The organism is Citrobacter amalonaticus Y19 (assembly GCF_000981805.1).
Classification (GTDB): domain Bacteria; phylum Pseudomonadota; class Gammaproteobacteria; order Enterobacterales; family Enterobacteriaceae; genus Citrobacter_A; species Citrobacter_A amalonaticus_C.
Genome location: NZ_CP011132.1, coordinates 5486057 through 5502170 on the forward strand (window position 1 = coordinate 5486057; position 16114 = coordinate 5502170).

At 50.4% G+C, this 16114-nt stretch carries 16 protein-coding genes and 1 pseudogene; 7 read left to right on the top strand and 10 right to left on the bottom strand.

Annotation, left to right across the window (positions count from 1 at the left end; genetic code table 11):
- Positions 1–326 precede the first annotated feature (326 nt).
- The 3 genes from F384_RS25615 (at position 327) to F384_RS25625 (ending at position 2306) form a co-directional block, all read left to right on the top strand.
- On the top strand, positions 327–614 hold the full coding sequence (locus tag F384_RS25615; RefSeq protein ID WP_123923331.1) for a hypothetical protein: 288 nt from the start codon (positions 327–329) through the stop codon (positions 612–614).
- An 82-nt stretch (positions 615–696) separates the two neighbouring features.
- Positions 697–1515, top strand: a complete 819-nt coding sequence (locus F384_RS25620) for a hypothetical protein (RefSeq protein WP_032676604.1) — start codon at positions 697–699, stop codon at positions 1513–1515.
- Positions 1515–2306: a site-specific integrase gene (locus tag F384_RS25625; RefSeq protein ID WP_032676605.1), complete on the top strand. Its 792-nt coding sequence runs from the start codon at positions 1515–1517 to the stop codon at positions 2304–2306. Before F384_RS25620 ends, F384_RS25625 begins: the two co-directional genes overlap by 1 nt.
- 27 nt (positions 2307–2333) lie before the next feature.
- On the opposite strand, the gene F384_RS25630 is transcribed toward F384_RS25625, so the two are convergent.
- A complete protein-coding gene (locus F384_RS25630; RefSeq protein ID WP_032676606.1) occupies positions 2334–3608 on the bottom strand; it encodes a Y-family DNA polymerase in 1275 nt (424 codons plus the stop codon).
- Positions 3608–4042: a translesion error-prone DNA polymerase V autoproteolytic subunit gene (umuD, locus tag F384_RS25635; RefSeq protein WP_032676607.1), complete on the bottom strand. Its 435-nt coding sequence runs from the start codon at positions 4040–4042 to the stop codon at positions 3608–3610. Before umuD ends, F384_RS25630 begins: the two co-directional genes overlap by 1 nt.
- Positions 4043–4228: 186 nt before the next feature.
- Here umuD and F384_RS30065 point away from each other — a divergent pair, with 186 nt between their 5' ends.
- Entirely contained in the window at positions 4229–5416 is a 1188-nt protein-coding gene (locus tag F384_RS30065; RefSeq protein ID WP_032676608.1) for an FRG domain-containing protein, read from the top strand.
- Between the two features lie 583 nt (positions 5417–5999).
- Here the strand turns inward: F384_RS30065 and F384_RS25645 are convergent.
- Positions 6000–6293: a hypothetical protein gene (locus F384_RS25645; RefSeq protein WP_123923334.1), complete on the bottom strand. Its 294-nt coding sequence runs from the start codon at positions 6291–6293 to the stop codon at positions 6000–6002.
- A gap of 89 nt (positions 6294–6382) precedes the next feature.
- On the opposite strand from F384_RS25645, the gene F384_RS25650 reads away from it, so the two are divergent.
- Entirely contained in the window at positions 6383–7273 is an 891-nt protein-coding gene (locus F384_RS25650) for an integrase domain-containing protein (RefSeq protein ID WP_032676611.1), read from the top strand.
- 239 nt (positions 7274–7512) lie between these two features.
- Here F384_RS25650 and nirD read toward each other — a convergent pair.
- The 4 genes and pseudogenes from nirD to nirA form a co-directional block, all read right to left on the bottom strand.
- A pseudogene (gene nirD, locus F384_RS25655) lies at positions 7513–8006 on the bottom strand (nickel resistance OB fold protein NirD).
- A 159-nt stretch (positions 8007–8165) separates the two neighbouring features.
- A complete protein-coding gene (locus F384_RS25660) occupies positions 8166–9308 on the bottom strand; it encodes a nickel/cobalt efflux protein RcnA (protein ID WP_032676613.1) in 1143 nt (380 codons plus the stop codon).
- A gap of 12 nt (positions 9309–9320) precedes the next feature.
- On the bottom strand, positions 9321–9590 hold the full coding sequence (nirB, locus tag F384_RS25665; RefSeq protein ID WP_032676615.1) for a nickel-sensing transcriptional repressor NirB: 270 nt from the start codon (positions 9588–9590) through the stop codon (positions 9321–9323).
- Positions 9591–9695: 105 nt separating this feature from the next.
- Entirely contained in the window at positions 9696–10994 is a 1299-nt protein-coding gene (nirA, locus tag F384_RS25670) for an MFS transporter (protein WP_032676616.1), read from the bottom strand.
- A gap of 273 nt (positions 10995–11267) precedes the next feature.
- Here nirA and F384_RS25675 point away from each other — a divergent pair, with 273 nt between their 5' ends.
- Together F384_RS25675 and chrA are read left to right on the top strand one after the other, a co-directional pair.
- Positions 11268–12221 (top strand): chromate resistance protein ChrB domain-containing protein, encoded by a 954-nt coding sequence (locus F384_RS25675; RefSeq protein ID WP_032676617.1) that lies wholly within the window; start codon positions 11268–11270, stop codon positions 12219–12221.
- A 39-nt stretch (positions 12222–12260) separates the two neighbouring features.
- Positions 12261–13694: a chromate efflux transporter gene (gene chrA, locus F384_RS25680; protein WP_032676618.1), complete on the top strand. Its 1434-nt coding sequence runs from the start codon at positions 12261–12263 to the stop codon at positions 13692–13694.
- 228 nt (positions 13695–13922) lie between these two features.
- Here the strand turns inward: chrA and F384_RS25685 are convergent, their stop codons facing one another.
- The 3 genes from F384_RS25685 to F384_RS25695 all read right to left on the bottom strand — a co-directional run bounded on the left by F384_RS25685 (position 13923) and on the right by F384_RS25695 (position 16081).
- A complete protein-coding gene (locus F384_RS25685; protein ID WP_032676619.1) occupies positions 13923–14681 on the bottom strand; it encodes a hypothetical protein in 759 nt (252 codons plus the stop codon).
- 53 nt (positions 14682–14734) lie between these two features.
- The gene (locus tag F384_RS25690) at positions 14735–15655 is read right to left on the bottom strand and encodes a hypothetical protein (protein ID WP_032676620.1); all 921 of its coding nucleotides are present in this window, start codon (positions 15653–15655) and stop codon (positions 14735–14737) included.
- A 63-nt stretch (positions 15656–15718) separates the two neighbouring features.
- Positions 15719–16081 (bottom strand): hypothetical protein, encoded by a 363-nt coding sequence (locus F384_RS25695; RefSeq protein ID WP_226991620.1) that lies wholly within the window; start codon positions 16079–16081, stop codon positions 15719–15721.
- Positions 16082–16114 lie beyond the last annotated feature (33 nt).

The window sequence follows — 16114 nt, forward strand, 5'->3', positions numbered from 1 at the left end:
GCGGCTATTTAACCCGACATGTGGGGGGAATGCCGCCACCGTCACGCTATATGCTGTATTTTCGCCATCTTTCGTGACCCGGCGAGCAGGGCGGAAAAAGGCCGCCCTGCTTCTTCACTGACCGTGGTACCCTTCCGGAAAGTCGTTATACGTAAGAAAATCGGATCCCGCCGGAACCGGCATCCGGTAATTTAATGGCGTGGTTATATGCCTGGTTATTATCAGGTGAGTGATTATCACAAAGCGCGATAATACAAAAGGCAGGGATGGCGTCAGGAAGATATGTTTTCATGGCGGGAACATTTTATGTGGAATGAGTGAGAGGCGTGATGACATTTAAAGAGTTAATCAGTGTACTGAGACTCATGCACTATAAACTGGAGTGGCTGTGGATCCTGAATTTTGGCACCGGTACACCAGAACTTATAACGGGTGGGCGTTCACTTGCTGGATTTGATGCCCAGAGCAAAACATGGCGTTTTAATGCTGCCGACCGGTGCATTAAAGAAAGCGATAAAGTCTGGCCACCCCTCAATCGCCAGTCAGTTATGCAGCTGGATATGGGAGCAGTTAATTATATAAATCGGATGTACGGTGGTGATTCTGACGATTGACGGGATTTCACAACAGTGCAGGGGCGCTGAGTAATGGCGGGCGGGATTTCACATTTACAAAAACACACAGGAGGATGGCGTTATGGGAAGCCTCAAAGACCAGTTGATGGATATTGAAGCTGAACGATTTGATGAATGGCTTGAGGATAATTACCCGGATGTAGTCCCCAATTCTGAAGAATGGGAGCAGGCCGCGAACCTGTACTACTGGGAACAGGAGGCGCTTGCAGACCAAGCACAATGGGATCATGAACACGGGCTGTTTGTGGCTTCCCTGAATAATATTCAGGAGCGCTACCAGCATGCAAAACAGGAACTGAAGAAGCTAGATGCCCTGCTCGATAAGGAGCAGTCTGAACTGGTGTACAGGATGTCTTTCGTGCATACAGTTACAGTGATGGAGGCATACCTGATGTACTGCGCCAGGGCGCTGCTTGAGCATGACTGGCCACTTTGTCGTTTTCTTGTGGAGTATTACCTGAAGTCCGAACGTGTCAAAAAAAACGAAAAGCAGTCAGCTCGTGAGATGGAACTTCATATGTTCAGACCTGCTGCGCGCAATTATGTTTCCCGAATGACGTTTCATAACGTTAAAACTATTGAGCGCTATTTCGGTGCCGTACTCCACATCCCGCCCGTCTGGCCTGTTAAGCCGCTGGGCATCATTGCAGACTGGCGAAACGATCTGGTACACCGCAACGGCGTGGATGAATACGATGTGCCACGAGTCATATCAGCGCAGCAACTGCAGAATGCCCTGCAGAAAGTATCTGACCTGATAGAGGCCGCTCATCTGTCCCTGCGTCTGGAACTGGATTATTTCGGTAACTGGCGCACCGAGGAAAACCGGGAAATCATTTCATCAGCACTGTACATCCCTCCAGCCGGAGAAGAATCCTGATGACCGGACTCGTTACCCCTGGGCAGCATCCGGCACCTTCAGCGCTGTTACCGGTAGCCATCGACTACCCGGCCGCGCTTGCGCTGCGCCAGATGGCTCTGGTGCACGACGAACTGCCGAAATACCTGCTGGCACCGGAAGTCAGCGCCCTGCTCCATTACGTGCCGGATCTGCACCGCAGGATGCTGCTGGCCACCCTCTGGAACACCGGCGCACGGATTAACGAGGCACTGGCGCTGACGCGGGGGGATTTTTCGCTGGCGCCGCCGTACCCGTTCGTGCAGCTGGCCACGCTGAAGCAGCGCGCGGAAAAAGCCGCCAGAACGGCAGGCCGTGCGCCCGCCGGCAGTCAGGCGCACCGTCTGGTTCCGCTGTCCGACAGCCAGTACGTCAGCCAGCTGGAGATGATGGTGGCCACCCTGAAAATTCCGCTGGAACGTAAAAATAAACATACCGGCAGAATGGAAAAGGCACGCATCTGGGAGATCACCGATCGGACGGTCAGGACCTGGCTGAATGAAGCGGTCGAAGCCGCTGCGGCCGATGACATTACATTCTCCGTACCAGTGACGCCGCACACGTTCCGTCACTCCTATGCCATGCACATGCTTTACGCCGGTATTCCGCTGAAGGTGCTGCAGAGCCTGATGGGCCATAAGTCAGTAAGCTCGACGGAGGTGTACACGAAGGTGTTTGCCCTTGATGTCGCTGCCAGGCACCGGGTTCAGTTTCAGATGCCTGCAGATGAAGCAGTAAGTTTGATGAAGCAGATTACTCAACATGCGCGGTAAACCGGTGCATATACAGAGCTACTAGAATTATCTAATCGAAGCGCAAGGGAGATCTGACCATTTCGTTGTATAAGAAGGTGAGAGCATTTCACGTTTCATTTGCCACTCCGGCGCTATCCCTCGTCCGGCAAACCATATTTTTCCCAGTCCGGAATGGTTGATCCCGTCCAGCACTTTCATCAGCTCATCGCTGTTTGCGCGCGGCTGTATCTCGTCAAACAGGTTTAGCTGAGAAACTCCGGTGGGTGTAAAGTCATTCAGCATCACACCGGCCTTTGCATAACGATGGCCATCTATAAAAATACGATCCAGAGCTTTTACTGCGGCGGTGATGATGTCCCGTGTATCGAGTGTGGGAAGGAGCAGCTTTTCACTGGCCACGTTGCCGTAATAAGTCTCCTTGACTGCAAATGGTGAGGTTTTGACGAAAACCGAGATGTGCCGGCAATACTGTCGTTCTCCCCGTAATTTCTCAGCTGCCCGTTCGGCGTACTGACAAACAGCCTGACGCAGCGCCTCATAGGTTGTGATCCTTTCCCCAAAGGAGCGGCTACAGACAATCTGCTGTTTCGACGGAGGAGCCTCTTCAAGCGATATGCATGCTTCCCCATTCAGTTCGCGTACCGTGCGTTCCAGTACTACCGTGAAATTCTTGCGCACAAAGGTCGGGTTCATGCGGGCCAACTGCAGAGCAGTGGTGATCCCGTAGGTATTCAGTTTTTTGCCGATGCGACTGCCAACACCCCAGATTTCTTCGACTGGCTGCAGGGACAGCAGTTTCTCCGTTCGCTTCAGGTTTCCTGGTGTCAGGGCCAGTACGCCCCCGAACTGGGCCCATTCTTTTGATGCCCACTGCGCAGATTTAGCGAGGGTTTTGGTTGGCCCCATCCCCACACCGATTGTTAACCCGGTCCCGTTCTGGACATACTCGCGTAGTTGCCGGCCGAAATCCTCAAAATTCATGCAGCTATCGATGCCACGGATGTCGAGGAACATTTCATCAATGCTGTACTGTTCCACGCGCGGTGCCAGTTCTTCCAGGTGGGACATTACACGGTTGCTCATGCTGGCATAGAGCTCATAATTACTGGAGAACGTGACGATGGGTTCTGGAAATGACATCGCTTTGAGCTGAAACCATGGTACGCCCATTTTTATACCCAGAATCTTGGCTTCCTTTGAGCGTGCGATCACACAGCCATCATTGTTGCTAAGCACTACTACTGGTTTGCCACGCAGGTCAGGACGAAAGACTTTCTCACAGCTCGCATAAAAGCTGTTCACGTCGGCTAAGGCGAACATCACTGTGCTCCGCGAGTTTTATGAACAAAAGCGGTAACAACTCCAAAAATCTGTAGCTGTTCTGGCTCTGGCCATAGCGTTGGATACGCAGGATTCATTGGTTGCAGCCCCGGACGTGGGGTGAGCAGCAGTCGTTTAACGGTAAATTCACCATCGATCTCCGCGATAATGATATCGCCATGCCGTGCTGGTTCGGCCTTATCAACAACCATTAAATCACCTGAATGAAGACCGATGTCTGTCATTGAATTACCAATAGCTCGTACAAAGTAAGTAGAGCCACGTCGCTGAATGCAGTATTCGTTCAGATCTAGTTCGGCTTCTACATAGTCTTGTGCCGGGCTGGGAAAACCTGCGGAACAGCTCTCGATAAACAATGGAATCGATACTTCTGGCGGCTCTGATGTTGGACTAAGGAAGGATAAAACACGCATGATCTCACCCATTGATTAACTGTATGCATATACAGTATTAATTGAGGGGGTGAAAGAATCAAGTACTGTTTTTTAACTTGTTGATAAAGCATCGTTTGATGTTATTGTCTTATCATTACGTAAAACAGCAGATAATGATAATTAGACAAATATTAGTGCACTAACGCATTGAAAAAAGGAAAAAATATGTGTGCAGAAGAGGTAATAAGCTCCGTAGGTGATTTTCTTAAGGTGGTGAAAAGATTCTCACCGGGAAATGAAAAAGTTTTTTATCGTGGGCAGGGAAATGCTATTCATGGAGTGAATTCCAGCCTTTATCGCTTGTTAGATAATACGAAATTAAAACCGTTTAATATAACACAGTATAATTTTATTACTCAACAAATGCAGACTGATGACATTTCAGAGTATGTGTTGGCACATAAGCTTTATGAGAATTTTAAAGATAATCATGTTGTGTATCCTGATGTGAATATAATCAGCGGATACACTATGAACGAAATTGATCTTCATGTGACAGCTCAACACTATGGTTTATCGACAAGGGTTATCGACTGGACAAAAAGCCCATTAGTTGCTCTGTATTTTGCTACAGAAAAAAGAAAAAATTCAGATGAGCTAACTGATGCTTCTGTTTTTATGATTTGGGATACTCCAGATAGTAAATTAGATGTAGTGCAAAGCTCGAAATTTCTCGCTGCAATAAAATCAGAGAAAGATGCTTACAAGGAAATTTACCGTCGAAGTTCTCAGTTTTATAAATCTAACCATGCTCTTTATATTTCGAACCCTTCTGATCCAGTTTTATTGAAAAATATAAAAGATTATCTGGATGATGTAAGTTCACTCTTAATTCATTATGAACCAGGGACAGGGATTAAATTATATTTGAATCAAAGCCTTCATCTTTTTGATTTAATGACTCTGAATTTCAGTTTTACTGGTCAAAATCTTGTCACCCGTTTGTTTGGGAGTTTGACACAATTCTTAGGGGATCTAGACTACAATTACAGTAGGAGTCACGATAACGTTGATATTTTTAATAAGCATCAGACTATAATAAAACCACTACCGATAAATCAACGGGTAAAAAACCAGCAGGGCGTATTGCTTTTTTCAAATAAAATAAATGAAGAAGTTTATGCGGCCTCCATGTTTGGTGCAAGTAATACGGTGTCGAAAATAGATGAGGAAAGTCTTTCCGGTTTACAATCAAACTCGGGGCTTTTGAAGATAGTCATTCCAAAAGAGAAAATTATTGAAATCAGGAAGGAACTGGATTTATATGGATTCACTAAAGAATTCATATATCCTGAGATAATGTCTTTCACAGAGTATATGCAAGAGAAAATAGTTTCAGAAAGTCAAAATTGAATATATACCGTTATTTCATGATTTAAATGCGGAGCATACCAGCTCCGCTTTTTATTGTCGTAACCATTGAAAATGGATCGAGCTCTGATCTAATATGACTCTGTTGTACCGTTGCGTTGTATGCAACATGCCAATGCCTCGGCGATCTGAGAGAGGCGCCTTCGGGTGATCGCCATGCCAATGCCACCGTGACCTGAGAGGTGGCGCCTTCGGGCGGTAACTTCGTTTACCCTTTGAAAACGAAGATCGCATACAGTTTGAATCTGGCGATGAAGGTCCCTTTCACTTCTGTATCTGTTTTTTAGGTACGTCTTGCAGCCGTTGTCTGGTCGCAATTTTCTTATCGTTTTCACTCTTTATGACGCTGCTGGCCGTTGCGAACTTTGCAGCGTGGATATGACCATTTGGAACATTTGGGCATCTTCCACGACTGCATTGAGAGCAGAGGAGCGCGGCGTCACTTGTGCACGAGTGAAACGAGTACCAAGTGACGCGCGCAGCGCATAACTGGCAGAGCTGACGCACTGCCATTTCGACAACTTTTTTACCAACTGACCAACACGTATTTAAAGGTTTAAGGGCCTTAAAAACGTACTTCATTCACTGTTTGTTCATTTATCAACCAAACGTCTTTCCCGTAAAAACGGGTAAGGACTTCATTCTGAAAGGAGAAAATCGACACGATATCGATGGCGACACCAGTCAACATACTGGTGTGTGGAAGCAGACTGATTAATTTCAGCCCGGTGTAAACCGCGAACAGGTCAGAGACCTGGGGAGCTTCGCAATAACTCAACATTTCGCCGCCCCGATGCACAGATATCTGTCGAGACGCAGGAAGGGCAACCATAAACCGTGCCGTCGGGGTGAAATTCATCGTCTGTAGCTGTGGCGCAGCCGGTGTCAGTGCTTTTCCGTTCACGCAGACGGAAAAGCACTGACACCTGTTTAAATGGAGGGTTGTTTATGGCAAAACTGAATAAAAATCTTAAAACACTTGCCAGGCAGGCAGGGGGAAGTTTTAAAACCGTTTCTGACCGAATGAAAATTGCGGACAGGTTTGCCGAACGTTTATTAAAACTTAATGTTCAAATCAGAGATATTAAAAATATCAAGACGGGGCATATCGAGTTGTATATGAAGAGCCGCCTTTCCGAAGATATTTCCAGACGCACACTTCAGAACGAAATGGCAGCTATCCGGGCTTTGTTACGTGTTGCGGGGAAAACATTCATGGCAAATCCTTCTCATGAAAAACTGAGCAATCAGGCTCTGGGTATTTCGGAAACGAGCCGGGATGGAACTAAGGTTGCTATTCCCGATGCTTATTTTCGGCAGGTATTGACGTGTGTAGAGCAAAAGGATGATGGCGTTGCATGTGCAATGAGATTATCCAGATTACTCGGGTTAAGAACAGAAGAAACAGTACAGTCTGCTAAATCGTTGCGTACCTGGCAAAAAGCTTTACTCAATGGTAACGAAAAAATACGTGTTGTATTTGGGACAAAAGGAGGACGACCAAGAGATACAACGGTATTAGATCGCGAGTCAACTCTGGCTGCAATCAATGCGTCCCTTAAACATTTGAATGAAAATAATGGAAAGTTGATTGATAAGCCATCATTACATACAGCGATTGAACGTTATCGCAATGTTGTCCGTGAGTCCGGATTAACAGGAAAATATGCGCCTCATAGTTTACGCTATGCCTACTCTGTTGATGTCATGAATTATCATATGAAAAGAGGTTTCACTAAAGAAGAGGCACAGGCTCTGACATCAATGGATCTGGGACATGGCGATGGCAGGGGACATTACGTGGCTCGTGTTTATAATATGGTAGAGGGTAATGAGTAAAAGAGTTTTTGTTTCTGGTGACGATTCGGTTATTGGGCGTGTGTTTTTGGGATGGGTGGAACGGGTTTTACGTATTGTATTATAGACAGGGGGCATTATGAGATTGCCTGTTCACAGGAGGCACATGCGTATTACGGCGACAAATTCACCCGTACTGATGTGTATTAGCTCAGACTTGACCTGACAGTTTTATCTGGCAGCACACAATCAAATCTGACAGTCTGCTTTGAGCTGTGAATTCAACTGACGAACTTCACATGCCCAGAAAAGTGCCGTTCGCCAGAATTGTGTTTTAGGGTTTGCTGATAACTGCAACGTCTAAAATTGTACTACCATTTTCATGGCTTACCTGGCCACTAACACGCACCAGATCCTGAGCGTCGAAATGTTGCCCGTTCCAGACCTTCTGCTGAATGCGCACTTTGATGGTGCCGGTAGGATCACGGAATGTGTACCATTCCTCCTGTTGCTGACTGATAACATTGCCTTCCAGCGTTACCCACGCCCCTTCGCGCATTGAAGGAACGGCCTGAATACGACTTTGACCATTCTCCTGCTGAACTTTATGACCGGCGTACATGCGCTCAGTGACGACAGGCTCTTTCTCAGCGGAGAAGCCGCCCTGCGCTGCCAGGGCAGGAATGGCGATGAATGAAGTGAGTAACATACCGGTGACGTTGAAGAACTGACGACGAATCTGACTGAAATATTGTTTTTGCATAGCAGGTTCCATTTATGATTTTACATCCTCCCAGGGGGGATGATTTGATGATAAATGAGCGCCTGTAAAAGCTCAATTGCTATCCCCGGTAGGGGGATAAAAATGTGATGGGCTTCAGAGATAAAAAACCCACCGGGGGGTGGGTTCAGAGAAGAGTCATGTAAGGCGAAATCAGCGGGTCACGCCGATCCAGCCGTGATAACCCATGTAGATGCCAACAAGGGCAATCAGTACGCTTGAGAAGTACGGGGCCCGACGTGCCAGCGTATCCAGGCCGCTCCAGCGTTTTGTTGCCTGACGAACGCTGAAAGCCGCTGCTGCGCCCACTGAAACCAGCGTAATCGCTAACCCAATGCTGAAACACAGTACCAGCGCGGCACCGAGCGTAAATTCTTTCACCTGGATGCAGAGCAGCAAAACGGTAATGGCTGCCGGGCAAGGAATGAGTCCTCCGGTCAGGCCGAACAGGATAATTTGCCCGGTGGTTACGCTGCGATTGGCAAAGCGTTTTTTGATGTCGTTCGCGTGCGCTTTCTCATGGGCGTCCTGATACTCGGGGGAATTAACATCCAGTCCCTCCAGCGCGGAGTGATCGTGGTCATGATCGTGACCGTGTTCATGCTCGCGGAATTCCACATCATAATCGTGTACATGGCCGCGATGACCCAAAGAGAGACGAACATCAAAACTGTGCGGCTCCGGGATCGCCAGGGCCGATTCCATAAACCCGTCTTTTTCGATGAAATCAAAGGCCTGTGAAAATGTTCCTGTGCCCCGGTTAGTGACCAGCGAGATATCGCGGGCTTCCCATTTCTTGCCGCTGAGCGTGCGTAAACGCCAGTGAGGCGGCTGGCCTTCCTCGAAAATTGAGAGTTCAATGCTGCCATGACCGGTATCGATGATGCGGGTTTCGTCGTGATCGTGATGACCGTGGCCGTGTTCCTCTTCCTGCTCCATCTTCCACAGTTTTTCGCCGCGCCAGGTGCGCCAGAACATCCATGCCGCCGTGGCAAGAATGATGATCGCTGAAATCAGCTGGAACCAGGGTTCAGCCGATTCGGCGGTGAATTTCTGACTGACATACATTCCGCCCATGGCAATCAGCCAGACAACTGACGTGTGCGAAATGGTCGCAGCAAGCCCTAATAATACGGCTTGTTTGACCGTTCCCCGGATAGCCACAATAAAGGCGGCCATCATTGTTTTGGAGTGCCCGGGCTCCAGGCCGTGAAGCGCACCCAGCAGGATCGCGCTGGGGATGAACAGCCAGGCATTCGCCACGCCTTGCTGTAAAAGAGCAGAAAAATCAGTCATATTTCGCTTGCCTTAAAGATACTTGGTTATCTCTTTAAATTCGCTAAGCGTGTTATCAGACTCAGTGTAGTCGGCATGAAGGGCGTCCTCCAGGCAGTGATCCAGATGGTCATGAATTAAGGTACGCTTCGCATTCGTTATCGCCTTTTCCACAGCGTGCAGCTGCTGGGCGATATCCAGACACGCTTTTTCATCTTCGAGCATCTGGATGGTACTTTTCAGGTGCCCTGCGGCACGCTTAAGTCTTTTAATAATGTCAGGGTGTGATGCGTGAACGGTCATGATTTATCCTCTCCAGGTGGAGGGGATAAGATAATGTGTATCAACGCCATGGTCACACGTTTTATCGGCTTATCCTCTCCTGCCCGTTTGTCTGTTTTACGGAAATTACTTCTCTTTCTTCGGCCATGAAGGGTGTTCATCATCAATGACGAAATCATGCTCATGGGTCGATTCGTTGTTTGTTTCTGGATCGGTGTGGCTGTGAACCTGGGCGTAAACTTCATGCTCAGGCCGCCAGATAAGAACGGCAGTAATCAGTGACAGTGCGGCCACAATGGTCAGGGCGATGAACGAAGCCTGTGTCCCCCATGTTGCACCGACCCACCCGGCCAGCGGATAAGTCACCAGCCAGCATGAATGCGACAGTGCAAACTGGGCGGCGAACAGTGCCGGTCTGTCTTCAGCCGTAGAAGAACGGCGCAGCAGGCGACCACTCGGCGTCTGAGAAAGCGAATAGCCCACGCCCAGCAGCGTCCAGAGCACAACCAGCGTGATGTAATCCTTGAGGAAAATGCCCAGCCCCAGGCCAACGACTAAGAGTACGGTGCCCACAAGCATCGGCATGCGGTCACTCATTTTGTCGAGAAGTCTGGGGAGAATCAGAGCCGATATCATGGATCCGACACCGAAGAAGGTCAGCGCAATGGCGGTGGAGCGCTGCGAGAGACCAAAGTCCGCCTGAACCAGAACCACGGTGTTGACGATAACCATCGCACTTGCTGCGGCCACGGCCATGTTGAGTGCCAGCAGGCCGCGCAGTCTTGGGGTTTTCAGGAAGATGCGCATGCCCCGTGTGGTTTTGTCATAGATGCTGCGGTTGACCGTTAACGCTTTCATCTTTGGCAACGTCACGGAAACAACCAGAGTCGCTGAGGCGAGGAACCCGACCGCCGTACCGGCAAACAGGTTGTGGAAGTTCATGACCGTCAGCAGCGCCGCCGCCAGCATGGGGCTGATTACACTTTCCAGATCGTAGGCCAGACGTGACAGAGACAGCGCCCGGGTATATTCGCGTTCGTCAGGAAGAATATCCGGGATTGTCGCCTGGAAGGTTGGCGTAAACGCCGCCGAGGCAGACTGAAGAATGAAGATCAGGATATAGATTTCCCAAATCTGGGTGACAAAAGGCAACGCGACAGCCACGAGGGCGCGAACCAGATCCAGCGTCACCAGCATGGTTCGACGCGGGAATTTGTCGGCAAAGGCCGCTGCCACAGGCGCAACCAGAATGTAGGCGCTCATCTTGATAGCCAGTGCGGTACCCAGAACCGCCCCGGCCCTGTCTCCGGCAAGATCGTAGGCTAACAGCCCCAGGGCAACGGTCGCCAGACCGGTGCCGATAAGGGCGATAACCTGTGCCATAAACAGGTGGCGGTAGGTACGATTAGAAAGAATATTGAGCATCAGGAAATCTCTTGGCTTGAATTTACATCCCCCCCAGGGGGATGTTGAAAGCATAGAGGGAGCTGAAAAAAATGACAAGCTTTATCCTGGTGGGGAGGATTAAAGAGACATTCGTCAGTAATTAACTTCAGTTTTTAAGCTCATTAAGTCTTCATCAGCGAGTCCACTCTATTCGCATTCATTGTAAATATGTAGCATATTCTTCATTCTGTTATATCATTAACAAAATCCCTCGAAGGAGGGGAGACAATAAACAGAGAGTGGTGAGTGAAAATGAAATATCTCCTTCTCATCCTGTCGCTTCCGACAGAAAACGCCGCCGTCCGGATGCGGATCTGGCGTGCACTCAAAGCGTCCGGAGCGGCAGTATTGCGGGATGGTGTCTATCTGATGCCTGAAACAGAATTATGCAGGATGACTCTGGATGCTCAGGCAAAGGATGTCTGTGATGCTGGAGGGATGGCTTTGGTACTCAATACTGAAGAGCCTGAAGGTTCCTGTTTCGCCAATCTTTTCGATCGTGGTGAAGATTTTGCGGTACTGCTTGTAGAGATCTCACGTGCACAGGGAGCCCTGACCGGGGGGAATGTCCAGGAAACACTCAGGCTGGTTCGCAAACTGCGAAAATCGTTTACCGGTCTTGCTGACATCGACTTCTTTCCGGGAGAGGCGCAGCGCCAGGCGGACAATGCACTACAGGAACTGGAGATGGCCTGCTCGCGGATATTGTCACCTGATGAACCTCATATGGTGATCGGTACCATCCCGAAGTTACGCATAAGTGACTATCAACAGCGAGTCTGGGCAACACGACGGCGTCCCTGGGTGGACAGACTGGCCTGTGCGTGGTTAATCCGGCGCTTTATTGATCCCCGGGCAAAATTTCTCTGGATGAGCAATCCGGCGGAATGTCCGGCCGGAGCTATCGGGTTTGACTTCGATGGGGCCACATTCAGTCATGTGGATAACAGGGTAACTTTTGAAGTGCTGCTGGCTGGTTTTTCTCTGGAACAGGAGGGGCTTTCACGCACCGGGATACTCGTGCATTACCTTGATGTCGGCGGTGCCCAGCCCCCGGAGGCTGCCGGGGTGGAAAGTATTCTGGCGGGATTACGTGAAACCTTTACCGACGATGAGCAACTGCTGAATGCGGCCTGTCCCATTTTTGACAGCCTTCTGCTGACCTACAGCAAAAGCGCCTCCAGCGACGATAAGCCGGGTCATTAAGCCTCCGGTGTGGATCCATCAACACAGGTCATCATAGTCATGGACATCAATAACAGCAGTTCTTCAGACCCGGTATTTCCCTCTCAGCAAACACCGGCATATGAACGGCACGGTGTGTCTTTTCGAGAAGCGTTGCTGGTATGGGTGCGGGTTGCCGCGCTGAGTTTTGGCGGACCGGCAGGCCAGATAGCCGTGATGCACAGGATACTGGTGGAAGAAAAAAACTGGATCAGTGAAACCCGTTTCCTGCACGCCCTCAACTATTGCACTCTTGTTCCTGGTCCGGAAGCACACAAACTGGCCGTCTATATCGGCTGGTTACTGCATCGCACCCGGGGAGGGCTTGCTGCCGGGATATTATTTATTCTGCCTGGCCTGCTGGCCCTGGGAACACTGAGCTGGATTTATGCCAGCTATGGCCAGATTGGCATTGTCCAGGCGCTCTTTTTTGGCCTCAAGGCTGCGGTGCTTGCCGTAGTGCTGGAAGCCGTAATGCGGGTCGGCCGGCGGGCACTAAAAAGCCAGGCCATGGTGGGTGTTGCCGTCTTGTCATTTATCGCGATATTTGTGTTTGCCATCCCTTTTCCGTTCATTATTGCGGCAGCTGCGCTGATCGGATTTATCGGGAGTAAAACCGGGATCAGCGCTTTTCAGCCCCGTTCAGGCTCTGACAAACCCGATGCGGCGGATGATTCCGGGGCAGCGATTGATGTCGCGTTTGCTCAGGAAATCCCTGAACACGTGCGACCTTCTCACAGAAGAGCCATAAAAGTGACGCTCCTGGGTTTACTGATATGGCTGGGACCGCTGATGGCTTTTGTGGTCACGATGGGGGTTGATAACGTCTATACCCATATTGCGGTATTTTTCAGTAAGATGTCCGTGCTCACGTTCGGCGGGGCTTACGCGATACTGTCTTATGTGGCGCAACAGGCTGTTGAACATTTTCACTGGCTTACCCCGGGGGAAATGTTAATCGGACTGGGGATGGCTGAAACCACTCCGGGTCCGCTGATTAGCGTTGTGCAGTTTGTAGGATTTATGGCGGCATTCCGCGATCCGGGAGTATTCAGCCCGGTGCTGGCCGGGACGCTGGGCGGTATTTTAGCCAAATGGGTGACCTTTACCCCTTCGTTTCTGTTTATTTTTATCGGTGCGCCCTATATCGAGGCATTGCGTAACAACAAGGCACTCAATGCCGTACTGTCTACCATCACCGCCGCTGTCGTGGGAGTGATACTCAACCTGTCCGTCTGGTTTGCCCTGCATACGTTGTTTGCGCAAATTAATGTTGTTCGCACTTTTGGCATGGTCCTGCAGGTACCGGTACTGTCCAGCCTGGAACCCTGGTCACTTGCGCTATCCTGTGTTGCCATGCTGGCGCTGTTCCGCCTGAAGCTGGGAATGATGACGACACTGGCCACTTGTTGCGCCGCCGGGATTGTTCTTCATCTACTCGGTACAGGACCCTGAGTGTTCTTTAGTCTGTAAACGATAAGGCAAGAGAAAAAACTGTCAGGTTTTGCCTGTTAACGCCCCCTGAAACCATTTATGCCGGATTCGCTGATTGCCGGCACTCACTGGAATCGTACATGGCGTAAAAAAGCTTCAGGTATCCCAGCGTTATACCTGAAGCAGCATAAAGAGTGTCGGAGGTGTTATCACCGCTTCCCTGCGCAGTCCCTCCTGACCAGAATGGTATTAACTCAATTGCCCAAGGCAGGTTTTCAGGCTCAAACGGGTGGCTTCAACATCGCTGTGGATGATGGTGCACCAGTCGTCACGGTTAGCCCGAATATCCTCCAGCCAGCTGTTCAGGGCCTGATTGAATGCCATGGTTTTCTCGCGCTGCGGCCAGCTCATCTGGTTCGCGCTGTAAATGTCCTGCCCGGGCTGCGGCATCTGTACAGTTTGCTGTGTCGACATCCGGGAAGTCACTGACCAGGTATCAGAGTTACCATCCCAGGAAGGCATCACAGGGAAGCCCGCACCGCGCAAAGCGATATCCCAGGTGGCATCAAACAGGAATGTTTTCCCGTCTAACTCAAAAGTCACGGTGTCATGAAACCCCTGTGTTTGCGGCAAAATGGCCAGTATTTCCGGAGGAATGGGTAAATCAGCCCAGTCAAACTGCACCAGTTTTCGCCTTGCCGTAATACCACCGGCAACCAGCAGTCGTTCGGCCGCGGCGGCTTTATGACGACAATCGCCAAAACCCTGCTCAAACAGGCTCATGCTTTGGTCATTCCATGAACCGAGCTGATAGGGCATTCGCCTGACCAGTTCAAAAATGGCTCTCCGCAATTCCGTTGAGCCACTCTGAAGCCCGAGAGACTGCAAGATCCAGCCCGGTGTTATCGTCTCCTGAGCAGAGCGACGAGTGATTATTTTTTGCCATGTATTACTGACTCTTTCCGCCAGAGAGGCTGCCAGGGTTTCCCCCGGCAGTAATGTTGTCATCAGCAATGCTCCTGTGGTGGTGAGGAAATGTCTACGCGTCAACATATCGGGCGTTACACCTCCACGCTGCGACGAAGCGCCGACATAACCAGTGATTCACAGACCACTTCTTCATCCTGCGCCCGATTCACGCCAGGGAAGACCATCTGGCTCATCGGGGACGAACGAAGCCGGTGATAGCGGGCAATCGCGCCATTCATGCCGCCCATTTGCTTGCGTCTGACCAGCCGCAGCCCGTGCTCCCAGGCGACTTCATCCATCGCACTTGCCAGGACAGGATCATGGTTGAAGATTAAGACGCCATCCCCTTTCAGCAGGCGTGCTGCGCTGCGAAGGAATGCCGCGTAATCCTGCTCGAAATAGGCCGCTGCCTGGGAGTAGATAATATCGACCTCACCGGCCTGAACGCCCCGGTTCTCCAGGGCACACAGCCCGGCAGCCGTCACGTAAGGGTGCTCAGTCACGCCTTTTGGTAGCGATTCATGCCATGGCGTGAGATTGGTGAAGTGCAGGAATGCACTCTCCCCGAGTTGCTCTCTGAAGCCCTCAGCAAGCCCGGAAATTGTCGCCTGATGGCTGGCCGCTTCTTCTGCACGAAAACCCGCCCAGGCAGCACCAATTTCGAGGAAGGTGACGGTGCCATTTTTGTGGTGAATGTTCTTCGCGTAGTGAACGATATCGAACCCAATTTCCCGCGCCAGACGAAACGAACCGCCGCTGGAGGTCCAGGGGCCGTCAAAGCCAAAGGCGAGGATCGCTTTAAGCATCGAGCCCGTTTCCTGATGCATCATTTTCAGGAACGGAATGACCTTCCGCCGTGAAGGAACCGGAACATTCGGACGCAATTTTTTGGCCTGAAGGTCGCGATTAACGCCCATGCAGAGCGTCTGCCAGTGCAGGGGATCAATACGATAATTGAGTGCAGTGAAATTCCGCGCAATCTCGCGACGCGCCTGGATAGAGTCTTTATACATAGCCTCTCCGCTAAATCTGAAGTTGATTAAAGCCGGGCAGGAAACAGCTGCCGGTAACAGCGATCAGATCTGGCGGGTGCTGGGAGGACGGTAGATGATGTCCGTGGCTTTAACCGGGCTACGGAGATCGGCAAGTGGCAACCATCTGTCTGCTACAGGGGAGAGGGAAATCTCCACAGAGGGCGGCTGTTCAGGGGTTTCATGGAAATGGTCTGTCTGATGATGACCTGCGTGACCAGACTGAGGGATATCCGAATCGTGAGAGTGATCCTGCATTGTCATGGTGACTTCTGCATCGTGCAGATTCATCTCGTAGCCTGTCAGGCCGTTTGTACCGTGCGACGCAAACGTCCCCATCGACGACATCATCATGCCAAAGGCCATGATGACAATCATCAGAACATAACGGGGTGAACGCTTAAACATCAGGTACATCGCTCAATGCTTCTCTCAATGGAC